Raw genomic sequence first — 12,988 nt, 5'->3', positions numbered from 1 at the left:
GTTCGCCCGGGCGTAGCCTGCCTCTTCACGATAAAGCGCGGCGGTGTGTTCACACGCCGCCGCCGTCCAGATCTCAAAGCGGCGTTAGCCTCCGAGAATGAGCCCACCGTCGACGATGATTGTCTGGCCGAGCACGTAGGCGGACAGGTCCGAGGCGAGAAATAGCGCAACGCCGGCCATGTCCGCGGGCATACCGAGGCGGCCGAGCGGAATCTTCCTCAAGCTGGCGGAGAGTCTTTTCGGATTATCCGTGGTCGCCTTTGTCAACTTGGTATCGACGAGCCCCGGCGCAATGCCGTTGACCCTTATGCCGTCGCGCGCCCAGGCTTCGGCAAGCGTGCGCGTCAATCCATACGCGCCCGTCTTCGACGCGTTGTAGGCGGGGTTACCCATGGTGGAGCGGAACGCCGCGATCGAGCTAACGATGATCAGCGCCCCCTTGGCCGCCGTCAGCGCGTCATGAAACTTGTCGGCGCAGGCCATCAAGCTCATCAGATTCACTTCAAGAACCTCACGAAACCCGGGCATCTTGAATTCCGCGCGCTCGTAGCGAACAACGCCCTGGCACAGCACGAGGACGTCGAGTTCGGTGAAACCGGCGGCCGCCTCGATCGAGCGCTCATCGGACACGTCGACTTGTTCATAGGCGAGCCCCGTCAGGTCGGATCCCTCTGACGTGGCATAGTCCTGCGCTGATTTCCGCGTCCCCCAGACAGTGACAGCGGCGCCGCGCGCCCGGAACGCCTGGGCGATCCCGTTGCCGATCCCGCTCGAGCCGCCCACGACCAGAACGTTTCGGCCGGTAAAGTCCAGCGTCTCCATGGCGAGCCCTCCGTTCGCCACTCCTAAGTGGCTTGTTTTAGTCATCTGTCTAAATCGGTGGAGCGATTCATTCGCTCATGACGTTTCCAAACAACTCCCAGTTCTTCCGTCAAAGCGCTGGAGCTTATGAAATCGCATTCGGCCGCGAAAATGGGCTAACCACGCCCCCCGGTCCAATCGAAAATTCATGCAGATTCAATTCGAATTGGTTATGGACTGCGGCTTGACGCGTTAGCCGAGATGCCCAAGCTGAAGCTGCGAAATTTTTTCAGCTCAGAGTGTGGGAGCCGCTGCATTGCTTCAACCTCTCGGCCGTGGTCCGTAACCGCCAACGCGTGGTAACCCGACGGCTTGCGCGTGCCTGGCCGTCGAGAACCCACAGCCAGGCGACATGTTACATTGCGTTCGGCCTGGAGGAAGCTTCGCGGTCTGGTCGGACAACTCTATCGTGAAGACAACGCGCACAAAGTGCGTCGTGGCTTAGCAGGGCGGGTCAAGCAAGGTTTGGCTGGAGGCGCGGAAACTGAAAACCTACCAGACTTCGCTCGGGTTCTACGATCTCACGTCGAAGTGCCTTTCATCGGCAAGCTGCCGATCCCCGAGCTGCCGCACCTTATCGGCTAAATCAAGATTGAGACATGGAACCTGAGTTCACCGCAGCGAAATCGTTAACCCGCCCAGATTTGCCGCAAATTCCAGTCCTGCTTTCGGCCCTTTGAGCATGAGCAGAACGCCGTGTTCATTTCGCATGCTCACGCCGCCCACGCCGGCCGCCCATGCGCCGCCTCCTCCGACCAGCGTATAGCTGCCGGCGAAATCGTTGACCTCCCTGATGCCTGTGGCAGTGCCTTCCAGCCAGGTCACGGACGCGCCCGCGGTTATGCCGAGGCTGAAGCCGGACACGATGAACCGATAGTGCCGCCCGCGGTAGATGAGCGTGCCGCTCCCGCCGCCACCACCCACGACGAGAGCCGCCTTCACGAACTTGACCTGGACATGACCGATCGCCTGTGCGGAGCATGGCGTGACCGACAACACCATCACCACAAGAGCCAGTATGACGGGACGGATGCCTCGCATCATTGCAGCCCCTCTTCGCTCAGGGATTTGTAGGGTCGACTTTCTTCCAGGTGTGATCCGGATCAAAAACGATCATGCGCTTGGCCAGGAAATCGGTACGAGGGCCGAGATCCTTCTGATAGACAGTGCCTGCGTGGTTGACCAGGAACGTCATCACGCCGGAATTGCCGTACTCGGCGGGCCACGCGACCAGTGCAAATCCGCCGATCATCTTGCCCTTCACCACATAGTTCAGCGCGCCGCCCGGGGCATCGGAGCCCTGCGCCTTCAGGATCCGATAATAGTATCCGTGGTAGGGCTCGGCCTGCTCGCCGACCTTGTAGCCTTCCGCCGCGGCCTGGGCAGCCAGCTCACCGAGCGGACTCGGATCCTTGTCGTCGCGCCAGAACAATCCGTCGGTCTTGCCCGGCCTGCTGACGATGCGTTGGGCATAGGTGCCCACCCCCTCACCGCGATCCTTCTCGGCATATTCATTCTGCGCGTCGACATAGGCGAGACAGGTCTGGATCGCGGCAAGCTCGTTGCGGCCAATCCTGCGATAGAGGATTTCGCGACGCCCTGCAGCCGCGTCAAAGCTCCAGCCGTCGTTATTGTTGACGAGGGGAATCGGGAACGGGAAATCGTCCGGCCCCAGAATCAGGGTGGCCTTCTTGTTGCCGTCGGCCTTGATCGAATGCCTGGCGTCGTAGGCCGAAAGGAAATGCTCACGCGCATTGGCGTCGGCGACATCGTCGCCGGACTCGATGATGTCGGCAGCATCGCGGCCCAGCACCTTCAGCATGGCGCGGCTCGTGCCGGCCTTGACGGCGGCCGCCAGGGCGGACGACGCATCTTCCGGATTGGGGAAGCCCTGCTGGGCGCGAACCGGAGAAATTAGCAAAGCGAATGCTGCCGCCGCCGCGACGCTGATCCAAGCCAGGCGACCCAATCGCAAGTACGAAGTGCCTGTCATCGTGAAGCCTCCGACGGGGATGGAATCTTCGCACCAGCGGCAAGCCAGTCGTGGTAGCTGCGGAACTTGAGACCAAGCTTGTCGTAATAGACCCTGAGATAGCCGTCGGCGCCGCGTGTCACTGCCGCTGGCATCACTTGCTCGACCTCCTGCGCCATCACGCCGACATAGGCCTTGTTGTTGCCGAGATAGCTGAAGCGGTAATAGCCGAGGCCGTTGGCGAGATATCCAAGCAGTTCGATATCGTGCTTGAGCGCGATGTCGGAGCGCCGTCCGCCGCCGCCGCCGCCGCGGAAGCCACCACCACCTCCTCCGCCTCGGAAACCGCCACCGCCGCCACCATGGAAGCCACCGCCACCACCGCGGCCGGCGAAGCTTGCGCCGCCACCGCGCGGCATGCTGGCCATGCTCGATCGCCCGCGCGCCGATGCCGCCGCGGCTGCCCGTCCCGACGACACGTTCATGGCGCCGCCGCGACTGCCGCCGCCACCGCGATTAGCCGAAGCGGCGCGGTTACCGGAATTGCCACGGTTGGCGGCCTTTGCGCGATCGCCGCCGCCCTTGGCCTTGTTGCCGGCACCGGCGCGGTCGCCACCTTTGGCACGATCGCCCGCACTGGCACGGTCGCCACCTCTGGCGCGATCGCCGGCGCGGTCTCCTCCACGATCTCCAGCGCGATCACCCGCACGGTCTCCGCCGCGGTCTCCTGCCCGATCTGCGCCACCCGCGCGATCGCCGCCCGGGTTGAGAACCTGCTGACCGTCGCGGCCGCGATAGTTCATCCGGTCGCTGACGCCGGCACGATTGTTGTTGCCGCCGAAGCGCTGCTGGACGCTGCTGTTGTTGTAGCGTACGCCCTGGCGATGCGCGGAATTGTGCTGCCAGCCGTTGGCAATATTGTTGGTTCTGTTGAAATGGTTCACATAGACGTTGCGATTGCCCCAGTTGCAGCCGCCGCCCCAATAATTGCCCCAGCGCCCGATCGCCCATCCGGCGCCGAAGGCAAGGCCGGCCGCGATCACACCCGCGCCGATATAGGACGGATAGCCGAAATAATACGGCGGGTATGCAGCATAGGGCCACGCGCCGTAGACCGTGGCAGGATCGTAATAAGGTACGTAGACCGTGTCCGGATCGGTCTGCTCGATGACGATGACCTGCTTGTTCTCCTGGGTCTGGACGCTGACTTTCTGCTGCTTGGTCGTCACCAGCTTGTTGTTCGCCTGCGCCTTGCTGCGCAGCCGCTGGATCGCATCCATGACGTCGGCCTGTTGGGCCAGCACGGCGTCACCCAGATTCTTCGTCCAATCGATCTTGTCGCTCATCATCGAGAGCACGTCGGCGGTACTCGCGAGTGCCTTCACGCTGTCATCCCAGGCCTGCTTGTCGACCTCGGCTTTCAGCGCATCGCCTTTCAGGCTCTTGCGCTCCTTCAGCCAGCGATCGGCTTGCACGACTTCGAGCGGATAGGTCGAGGCCGCCAGCACATTGGCCAGCAGCGAGTCCGGATAAAGCGCGATCGGCGCCACCAGGGCTTCCAGCTGCTCCGGCTTCAGGAGCTGATCCGCCGGCTGCGCTGTTGCCGCGGCCGGCTGGCTGGCCTGGGCCGGCGGCTTGTCGGCAGTCTGCGCCCATGCGGCAACAGGCGTTACCGACATCAGCGCGATCGCAAGCAGGGTCTTGCCCCAACGGAACATGGCCACCTCCATTGACACGACGGTCGACAGAATCGGCGACGGGCCACGTCCGCCCTTTGATCGAGATCAAGGAAAGCGCCGGTTCGCTCAGCTTCCGACCTGGTCCGCTTGCCGCGACGCAAGATGGGCACGGCGATCGTGGATCAGACTTTCGAGCCGATGGGCCGCAACGTTCACTGCGGTGACAGCACGCTCGCTCTTGTCGTCCCCGACCGGCTGGCTGCGCTGCGTCCGCAGTACCTGGTCAATCTCGCGCTCTATCTCTTCCAGCTCGGGCACATGCTCAGCCGCCCGGATCCGAGGTCCCAGTGCATAAAGCATGTCGAGCGCTTCCTGGCGGCTCGGTGTCTCGACCGGCCGCAGAAACTTCCAGGCAGCGGCAAGCACCGATGCAAGGCCTCCCGCGATCATCGGTGCCAGGAAAATCGCATTTCCCCATTGATCGAGAAAGCTCTCCCGGGTCCCCTCGTAGAACGCGGCGGCACCCGGATGTACTGGGATGTAGGCGTCTGCATCGGTGTCGGGTGTCACGATCTGCGCCAGCCCGGGCAATTCGGCAAGCAGATCGTGCCGTGCGGTCATGATCGACTGGGTCAGGTCGCCGATCAGGTCGTTGCCGAGCTTCTTCTGCGCCACCAGGTAAAACGAAGTCCGCAGCGTCGTCAGGTCATCGGGGGGAATTGGCGGCGAGCCCCGCAATGTTCCCTTGGGCACGTCAAAGCTTTCGTAGGCTCGCTCTTTTTCAGCAATCGCGCCCGCGGACTCGATCGCAATCATCACGGGGCCGGTTCGCGATGTGTGCGGGAGAACGCCCCGCAGAAGGGACAGATATTTCTCGGTCAGCGGAATCACGAGCAGGATGGCGCGGACTTCCTTGGTTTCCAGCGCCCGGCGCGCGTCCGAGGGCAGAAGCGGCTTGAACGTCACGCCGGCGCGCGCAAGATCGTACTCGTCCGACAACACCTTGATTAGCTTCTGATTGGCGTCGAACCCGATCACACCGAGCGTCGTGCGCTTCAGCTCCGTCACGTCGGATATCGAAGCCCCAGGCGGCGCAACGATCAGGACGGCGGCATGGGCCAGCACGATCACCGCCTGCGCCTGTGACAGGTCGCCGACATCGCCACGCACCACCGCAAGGTCGACCTTTCCGGACGCGAACGCAGCGGCAGACTCGAGCGGCCCCGTGGTCTGGACCAGGCGAAGCCGGACCGTCGCCTTCGACTCAGTAAGCCTGCCGGCGATCGCCGAAACGAGCTTGTTCGCCTCGCCATCGAGCGAACCGACGGCAACAGCGAGCGTTGTCGGCCGAAGATACCAGCGATATGCCAACAAAGCGGCACCTCCGAGCATCAGCACGAGCCCGGCGACCAGGGCGATGCGCAACGACCTTGGCAAATTGCTGGGATCCACGGCGCGCTACTCGGTCAATCCGGCGTTGACCGGATTTTGCTTCACAACGCTCAATATATCGGGCCGCAGAAATTGGTCAAAGGCTGCATTCCGCTAGAGTTTGCAGCGATGATAGGAGATCTGCATCCCCTCGATACCCGGAAACTCGCGCGTAATGGTGTCGTCGTCGACGACCTTGAGGAAGAACTGCACGTTGGACATCATGATCCCCGAAGCGCAACTCACGATGATATTGATGTCCTTGCTGTCATCCTTGCGCGATTTGATCTTGCAGTTCTCGAACTTGCCCCGAAGGCGATCGGCCTCGGCGATGAAGCCGCCGCCATAGACCCCGGAGAAATTCGTGAACGTGACCTGGTTCGCCCTTCCCTTGCGGGCGAACACCTTGCCGCATTGGTTCGCGCTCGTGGCCCAGGCGCCGGCGAGATCGAATGCGAGCGCATGATCCGGCAGTGCGAAGATCATGCCCGCCACCACGATTGCACGAAGCTTGCCGTCCGGCTTCATCTGCAGTCTCCCAGTTCGCGCCGGTCAATGACCACTGAGCACCAGCGTCTGGATCGGCAGCAGCAGAGCCTGGATCCGCAGCAGCAGTGCATGAACGAGTGCGGTCGCGTCGACGGCGTGCAGGGCAAAACCCTTCAACACGCCGGTTTTCGGATCGGCAATCACGTCATGGTTGCTGGTGTAGGCATTGACGATGCAACTGCTGCCCGGTGTCACGCCGTCGAGGCCGTCCTTGTAAAGCGGCTCAAGGAACACGAGGATCGAACCCGGCTTCTGCAGGCTCTGCGGGTCGATCAACAGCTCGGTGGCCCGAAACTGGCCGGCGGCGATGAAATCCTGCACGCTGGTGACGACGAGCGGGATGATCACCCAGGGTTTCGACATACACGTGGCTTCCGCAACCATGCCGGGCTTCATCACCTGGGCCTCGATCTGCCCGAAGCCCGCCTGCAACCTGTTGCGGCCCGCTTCGTCCGGTATCAGGACTCCGGCCGGCCGCATGATCTGAGCGACGAGGTCTCCCGGGCGAACCAGGAATTGCTCGACACGGCCATCGACGCCGGCACGGACGAAGGTCTTGTCGAGATCCACCTGCGCTTGCGCCTGCGCGGCCTCTGCGCTTGCCCGCTCGGCCGGCAGAAGCGTGGAGACCCGCAGCGTCGCAGATTCCTTGGTGGCGCTAGCGGCATCGACGCCGGACTGCCGTTGATCGACCAGGACCTGCAGCTTCTCGATGTCGCGTTGCGGCACGATGCCGGGATTACGGCGCTGCAATTCGCTCTTCACGTCGAGTTCGTCCTTGGCCTGCTGCAATGAGGCTTTCGCCTCCCCGATCTGGGCGTCCGCCTTGACCACATCGGCCTGCGCCGAGATCAGCGACGCATCGACCTCGGCGATCTTTCGCCTGGCGGTCTCCAACGCAGCCTCCTGCTTCGAACTATCAAGCCGGAACAGAACGTCGCCTTTCTTCACCGGCGCGGTGAAGTCGACATTGACCTCGATGACGCGGCCGGACCCTTCGGGCAGGATCGGTACGGTCCTGAAGTAGATCGCCGCGGAGCTTGTCGAGGGATGGAAGTAGAAGATCATCGTGATCAGCGAGATCGTGAGCATCAGGCAGCCGGTGATGCCCCATCTCAGCTCGTACCAGACGGAGAAGAACGTGATCTCCTTGCCGAACCGCTTGCCTTGCCGATAGCGGCGGTAGAGGTAATCCGGCAGGATTGTCACCAGCGAGCAGATCATCAGCTCAAGCATGGTCGTGCACCTCTTGCTTCGCGGGCGTGCGGGCGTCGGGACTGCCGGCAGGGCCGGATTCGGCTTCCGGTTCGGCAGCGGGCGCGCCCGGCGTGGCGTCGGCAATGCGTTCGACGGAATCGGCAATGCTGCGCATCGGCGTGCCGAAATCCGGCAGATCGATCAGTGCCAGCAGCAAGCCGGCGACCCAGAAGATATGCATGTGGGTGAAAAGCGATATCAGGCCGAGGACCGCGACGATCTCAAATTGAAGCTTCTGGCTCTTGTGCGCCATGCGCTCCGGCAGGCTGTGCAGCTTCCAATAGAGAGTGCCAACCCACAAGACGGTAGCCACGAGGAAAATGCCCATCACCACCATCAGGGTATCCGACCCGTCGGCGCCGGGAATGAAAAACGGCAGATGATGGGGCGCTGCCGGATGCATCTGTTCGCTCAAGTTTCATCTCCCTTCCGAGCGCCTGGCGCGTCGCAGCCGTGCCCCGCACCGTGCCTTCCCGTCGCGCGGCTTGCTTGATCTGGATCAAGGAGGCCGCTCAGTTCACTCCTACCGTTCGGGGGGCACGGTGGAAGATCGGGCGTAGGAGTCCCCAACCATGCGAGACAAAATCGATGACCTGATCCCGAATGCGCACGAGATCCAGAAGCAGGCCTCCCTCAAGGAGGCGGAAAAGGCCGAGGAGCATGCCAAGCGCGCGGCGGCCGTGGAGGCCGAGAAGCGCGCCCTGATCGAGCGGTTGAGCAAGCCATCCGGTCTCAGCGAGGACGAGAAGGTCAAGCTGGCCTCGACGGTGATTCAGCGCGCAGTACGCAACGGACTGACCGAAGTGCAGGTCTACCGCTTCCCCAACACGCTGTGCACCGACAAGGGGCGCGCCATCAATCAAATGGAGACGGGCTGGGAAAAGACGCTGACAGGCATACCGAAGGAAATATACCAGCTTTGGGCGGACTACCTGCAACCGCGCGGCTACCGCATTCGATACCAGGTCGTTGAATACCCCGGCGGCATGCCCGGCGACATCGGCATCGTCATTGCCTGGGGCTAACAGCTCGAACGATGGACGGGTATCCCATGGCGAACGATAAGTCCGCAGAGAAGATGACGCGCAAGCAGTATGAGGAAGAGCTGCACAAGCTGCAGGTCCAGCTCTGCCATCTCCAGGACTGGGTGGTGGCGAACAAGCTCAGGGTCATCATCCTGTTCGAGGGGCGCGATGCAGCCGGCAAGGGCGGATCCATCAAGGCCTTGACCGAGAAGGTCAGCCCACGTGTGTTTCGGGTGGTCGCGCTGCCGGCACCATCCGATCGCGAGAAGTCCCAGCTCTTCATCCAGCGTTACATGCAGCAGTTTCCCGCCGCCGGCGAGATCGTGATCTTCGATCGCAGCTGGTACAATCGCGCAGGCGTCGAATATGTGATGGGATTCTGTACGTCTGCGGACCACAAGCGGTTCCTCTCGCTCTGCCCGCAGATGGAGCAATACATCATCGAGGGCGGCATCATCCTGATCAAGCTGTGGCTCGAGGTCGGGATGGATGAGCAGGAACGGCGCTTCAGGGCTCGGATCGACGATCCGTTGCGACAGTGGAAGCTGAGCCCGATGGACACCGAATCCTATCGCCGCTGGTATGACTACTCACGTGCGCGCGACCTGATGTTCAAGGCGACGAGCTCGAAGCATGCGCCCTGGAACATCATCCGATCCGATGACAAGCGGCGGGCGCGACTGAACTGCATCTCATTCCTGCTCAAGACAATTCCTCACGGACGCGTCAAGCGCGTCAAGGTCAAGCTGCCCAAGCGCTCGAACAAGGGCCGCTACAACGACCAGACCGGCTTGCGCGGGATGAAGTTCGTCGAGGAACGCTACTGAAGGGCAAGGCCGCGCCGGGCGCGGCCTTGGTCCCTCAGATCTATTTCAAGCGGATCGTGACACCGCCCACGGCGGCCGAGACCTCGGCGCCGACTTTCGGGCCGCTGAGCTGCAGGATCACACCATTGGCATTTTGCAATTGCACGCCGCCGGCGCCCGCGGCGATCGCACCACCGGCGCCTGCGGCGCTGTAGGAGCCCTCGATTGAGGCAGGCCCCCTGAGATTGATGGCGCGCCCGACGAACTTGGTGGTCGAAGCGCCGATCGTGAAGCCAACGCTCATCCCCGACACTGTGAACGGATAATGCTTGCCGCGCAACGTCAATACGCCCTCGCCGCCTCCGACACCCACGATGAAGCCGCCCTTGGTGAAGATGACGGCGACGGAGCCGGTTTCGGCCATTGATGGCGTGCTGAAGCCGGCCAATCCCATCACCACCGCAGCAAGAACTCCGATCAAACTCACTTTCCTCATGACTCTCTCCAGAAACCGGTTGCGTTACGACTTGTTGTGCCAGGATCACCGCTCCGAGAATGCGAAGACGCCTTGCGAGATCTCGTGCCCTTATGATGCGGCCTTCAGCTTCGGCGCTGCCGCCCGCGGCTTGCCCATCCTGGCCAGCGCCTCGGTGGTCACGAGCTTCAAGCCTTCGGCGGCGTCGTAGCCATGGATCTCCTTCACATCGAGCTTGCGCATGAAATCGATGGTCTCCTGCGTGATGACCTGGCCAGGCACCATGATCGGGAAGCCCGGCGGATACGGGATCACGAAGCTCGCGGAAACGAGAGCGGGCCCGTTCTTCAGGCGCCTGTCGATCTCGGGATCGTTCAGGCGAATGTATTGGCATCCAGCCGCATCATAGGCTGAATAGAATCCACCGCGGATGTCGCCCTCGTTCGTCTTCGTGCCCGCGTCGCCGCGATAAGCGTCGTGGAAATGCGAGAAGTTCGGCAGGTCGGGCACGTCCTTCATCAGGCTGTCGACCCGCGCGTCGAAATCGCGCCTGGCGTTCGCCCCGCCCTTGGCGAGGCCCCGATCGATTTCGCCGGAGACTTCGGCCAGCACCCGGACGAGGTGCGCGACGTCGCTCCGCGTGTTGTTGATGTTGGACTGGATCAGCACCGAGTTGCGCGAGGTCTTGTTGACCTGGATGTTGTAGCGGCTGGCGAGCAGGCCCTTGAACTGCGTTCCGTCGTAGCCGGCCGTGCCGCAGACCAGCGTCATCCGGGTCGGATCGAGGCAGAACTCGTCGTCGTTCAGGCTCTTCAGCGCGCTCGCCCAGTTGGTCCCAGCCGCCAGATAGTCGGTGAACCCGCTCTGGCGATACTCCTTGGGGACCATCGCATCCGCACCCAGAACGCGGAAGTACCGGGAAATCAGCGGATTGGTGTTGACTGCATTGCGGATCGCGAACGCGATCTCCATCGCATTGGCCACCAATCCATAACCCTCGAGCTCCATCTGGCGGCGCGAGACGTCCAGGCTCGCAATCAGCTGCTGGTTCGGACTGGTCGATGCGTGCGTGAACACTGCTTCCTTGAACTGCGCCTCGACGGTGTGGAATTCGATGTCCTTGACGGCCAGCATCGAGCCCTGCCGTATCGCCGACATCGACTTGTGCGTCGAGTTGGTCTGGTAGACCCGCAACCGGATCTGGCGCGGGTCGGGAATCAGCCGGGTCTTGAGCAGCACCTCGTCCGAGGGGTTCTTGCCGAGCTCGGCCTGCTGCTTCTCGTAAGCCGCAACCGATTTGGGATCGCGCATCCAGGCTTCGATCTCGTTCGCCGCGCCCATCGCGGTTCGCCGCCGCAGGAATGGCGAGAACCGCGCGAAGCCGAACCAGGCCTCGTCCCAGAGGAAGATCAGGTCGGGCTTGATCGCGAGGCATTCCTCCATCACCCGCCGCGTGTTGTAGATGTGACCATCGAAGGTACAATTGGTGAGGTCGATCATCTTGACCCGGTCGAGCCGGCCATCGGCCTTCGCGTTCAGCAGCGCCTGCTTGATCGTCTTTAGAGGCACCGCGCCGTACATCGAGTATTCCGTCATCGGGAACGCCTCGACGTAGAGCGGCTGCGCGCCAGCCAGCACCATGCCGTAGTGGTGCGACTTGTGGCAGTTGCGGTCGACGATCGCGATGTCGCCGGGACCGAGCAGCGCCTGCACCGCCATCTTGTTGGAGGTCGAAGTGCCGTTGGTCACGAAGTAGACGCGGTCGGCGCCGAGCGCGCGTGCGGCCTTCTCCTGCGCTTTCTTGATGTTGCCGGTCGGCTCCAGCATGCTGTCGAGGCCACCGGTGGTAGCGCTGCTCTCGGCAAGGAACAGGTTCAGCCCGTAGAATTCGCCCATGTCGCGGATCCAGTCCGACTTGAACACGGACTTGCCGCGCGCGATCGGCAACGCGTGGAAGGTCCCGATCGGCCGCTGCGCGTATTTCTTCAGATTGTCGAAGAACGGCGTATCGAAGCGATCCTGAACGCCCTCCAGAATGGAAAGGTGCAGTTCGAGGATATCCTCGACCGAGTAAAACACCCTGCGCACCACGTCGGCCTCGGGATTGCCGGCCAACTGCTCGACGTCGCGATTGGACATCAGGTAGAGATCAAGCTCGGGCCGGATCCGCTTCAGGATATGCGCCAGCCGCAGTGCGGACGCATCGGACTCGTCGTTGAGCCCCATGGCGGCAGTCATGGCACGAAGCACGGGCGCATCGTGGCGCGAGCGCAAGCCAAAGCCTTCATTGATGACCACGGCCGCAATGTTGGGATTCAGCATTGCCGCACAGAAGGCGTCCTCGAGACTGCCCACCACCACGGGCTCATAGATGAAGGCGTCGACCGGACGCCGCAGCCTGCGCCATTCCGCCAGGAGTCCCGGCCAGTTGCTGGCCGGCACCCCGGTCACGATCAGGGTCTCGAAGTAAGGACGGCGCGCGGCCGATTGTCCGAGGGTCGGCGGGAGCAGATCCGGAACATCGCCATTGCCGTCGTCCTGCGTGCTCCAATCGTGGGCATGTTGGCGGAAGGATTTTGTCTGAAGGGCCTGCGCGATCCGCGTTGCAAGCATATGCGAGGTGGCGGCGTCGCCCGCCACCGCGGCCTCCTTCAGCGCTGTCATCAAGCGTAGGCCCGGGTAGCCGTGAAACTCCTCCGTGACCGTAAGCGCCGACAGCGCCGCGTCATACGGCGCACGGTCACCGCCCTTGCTCCACAGCTTTGCGGCCTCAACCAGATCGCGCCAATTATCCGCGCGTCCGCCGGGGCCGGAGAAGAACTGGTCGATGCGCTGCGGTGCCGGTTTCGCGTCGTTTGCCATCTGTGTCTCCCGATCTTGGCGCTGGTTCTGCGACGGTAAGAACCGCGCCCATCGCCCCCTTTGATCCAAGT

At 62.7% G+C, this 12,988-nt stretch carries 12 protein-coding genes; 2 read left to right on the top strand and 10 right to left on the bottom strand.

Features of this window, described 5'->3' with window-relative positions:
• Nucleotides 1-84: 84 nt before the first annotated feature.
• The 8 genes from JQ573_RS24310 to JQ573_RS24275 form a co-directional block, all read right to left on the bottom strand.
• Nucleotides 85-822, bottom strand: a complete 738-nt coding sequence (locus JQ573_RS24310; RefSeq protein ID WP_212315951.1) for an SDR family NAD(P)-dependent oxidoreductase — start codon at nucleotides 820-822, stop codon at nucleotides 85-87.
• A 651-nt stretch (nucleotides 823-1,473) separates the two neighbouring features.
• Entirely contained in the window at nucleotides 1,474-1,905 is a 432-nt protein-coding gene (locus JQ573_RS24305; protein WP_249132234.1) for a hypothetical protein, read from the bottom strand.
• A gap of 16 nt (nucleotides 1,906-1,921) precedes the next feature.
• Nucleotides 1,922-2,854 (bottom strand): DUF2950 domain-containing protein, encoded by a 933-nt coding sequence (locus JQ573_RS24300; protein WP_212315953.1) that lies wholly within the window; start codon nucleotides 2,852-2,854, stop codon nucleotides 1,922-1,924.
• Complete coding sequence (locus JQ573_RS24295; RefSeq protein WP_212315955.1) at nucleotides 2,851-4,551, bottom strand: DUF3300 domain-containing protein; 1,701 nt, start codon at nucleotides 4,549-4,551, stop codon at nucleotides 2,851-2,853. Before JQ573_RS24295 ends, JQ573_RS24300 begins: the two co-directional genes overlap by 4 nt.
• An 87-nt stretch (nucleotides 4,552-4,638) precedes the next feature.
• Entirely contained in the window at nucleotides 4,639-5,964 is a 1,326-nt protein-coding gene (locus JQ573_RS24290) for a TAXI family TRAP transporter solute-binding subunit (RefSeq protein ID WP_212315957.1), read from the bottom strand.
• A gap of 93 nt (nucleotides 5,965-6,057) precedes the next feature.
• Nucleotides 6,058-6,471, bottom strand: a complete 414-nt coding sequence (locus tag JQ573_RS24285; protein ID WP_249132233.1) for a hypothetical protein — start codon at nucleotides 6,469-6,471, stop codon at nucleotides 6,058-6,060.
• Between the two features lie 24 nt (nucleotides 6,472-6,495).
• Nucleotides 6,496-7,728, bottom strand: a complete 1,233-nt coding sequence (locus JQ573_RS24280; protein WP_212315959.1) for an HlyD family secretion protein — start codon at nucleotides 7,726-7,728, stop codon at nucleotides 6,496-6,498.
• Complete coding sequence (locus tag JQ573_RS24275) at nucleotides 7,721-8,164, bottom strand: hypothetical protein (RefSeq protein ID WP_212315961.1); 444 nt, start codon at nucleotides 8,162-8,164, stop codon at nucleotides 7,721-7,723. Before JQ573_RS24275 ends, JQ573_RS24280 begins: the two co-directional genes overlap by 8 nt.
• 157 nt (nucleotides 8,165-8,321) lie before the next feature.
• On the opposite strand from JQ573_RS24275, the gene JQ573_RS24270 reads away from it, so the two are divergent.
• Nucleotides 8,322-8,774, top strand: coding sequence for a hypothetical protein (locus tag JQ573_RS24270; RefSeq protein ID WP_212315963.1), 453 nt, complete (start codon nucleotides 8,322-8,324; stop codon nucleotides 8,772-8,774).
• 26 nt (nucleotides 8,775-8,800) lie between these two features.
• On the top strand, nucleotides 8,801-9,601 hold the full coding sequence (gene ppk2 / locus JQ573_RS24265; RefSeq protein ID WP_212315965.1) for a polyphosphate kinase 2: 801 nt from the start codon (nucleotides 8,801-8,803) through the stop codon (nucleotides 9,599-9,601).
• 40 nt (nucleotides 9,602-9,641) lie between these two features.
• Here the strand turns inward: ppk2 and JQ573_RS24260 are convergent, their stop codons facing one another.
• Nucleotides 9,642-10,076 (bottom strand): hypothetical protein, encoded by a 435-nt coding sequence (locus JQ573_RS24260; RefSeq protein WP_212315967.1) that lies wholly within the window; start codon nucleotides 10,074-10,076, stop codon nucleotides 9,642-9,644.
• A 90-nt stretch (nucleotides 10,077-10,166) separates the two neighbouring features.
• Nucleotides 10,167-12,917 (bottom strand): decarboxylase, encoded by a 2,751-nt coding sequence (locus tag JQ573_RS24255; protein ID WP_212315969.1) that lies wholly within the window; start codon nucleotides 12,915-12,917, stop codon nucleotides 10,167-10,169.
• Nucleotides 12,918-12,988 lie beyond the last annotated feature (71 nt).

This window comes from Bradyrhizobium sp. AUGA SZCCT0105 (assembly GCF_018129565.1).
Taxonomy (GTDB): domain Bacteria; phylum Pseudomonadota; class Alphaproteobacteria; order Rhizobiales; family Xanthobacteraceae; genus Bradyrhizobium.
Note: the sequence above shows the minus strand (reverse complement) of the source record. Positions and strands in the feature narration are given on the sequence as shown.

Excerpts from the sequence above, each read along its gene's own strand:
- JQ573_RS24310 (WP_212315951.1), bottom strand. The coding sequence starts at position 822 with ATGGAGACGCTGGACTTTACCGGCCGAAACGTTCTGGTCGTGGGCGGC.
- JQ573_RS24305 (WP_249132234.1), bottom strand. The coding sequence starts at position 1,905 with ATGATGCGAGGCATCCGTCCCGTCATACTGGCTCTTGTGGTGATGGTG.
- JQ573_RS24300 (WP_212315953.1), bottom strand. The coding sequence starts at position 2,854 with ATGACAGGCACTTCGTACTTGCGATTGGGTCGCCTGGCTTGGATCAGC.
- JQ573_RS24295 (WP_212315955.1), bottom strand. The coding sequence starts at position 4,551 with ATGTTCCGTTGGGGCAAGACCCTGCTTGCGATCGCGCTGATGTCGGTA.
- JQ573_RS24285 (WP_249132233.1), bottom strand. The coding sequence starts at position 6,471 with ATGAAGCCGGACGGCAAGCTTCGTGCAATCGTGGTGGCGGGCATGATC.
- JQ573_RS24280 (WP_212315959.1), bottom strand. The coding sequence starts at position 7,728 with ATGCTTGAGCTGATGATCTGCTCGCTGGTGACAATCCTGCCGGATTAC.
- JQ573_RS24270 (WP_212315963.1), top strand. The coding sequence starts at position 8,322 with ATGCGAGACAAAATCGATGACCTGATCCCGAATGCGCACGAGATCCAG.
- ppk2 (WP_212315965.1), top strand. The coding sequence starts at position 8,801 with ATGGCGAACGATAAGTCCGCAGAGAAGATGACGCGCAAGCAGTATGAG.
- JQ573_RS24260 (WP_212315967.1), bottom strand. The coding sequence starts at position 10,076 with ATGAGGAAAGTGAGTTTGATCGGAGTTCTTGCTGCGGTGGTGATGGGA.
- JQ573_RS24255 (WP_212315969.1), bottom strand. The coding sequence starts at position 12,917 with ATGGCAAACGACGCGAAACCGGCACCGCAGCGCATCGACCAGTTCTTC.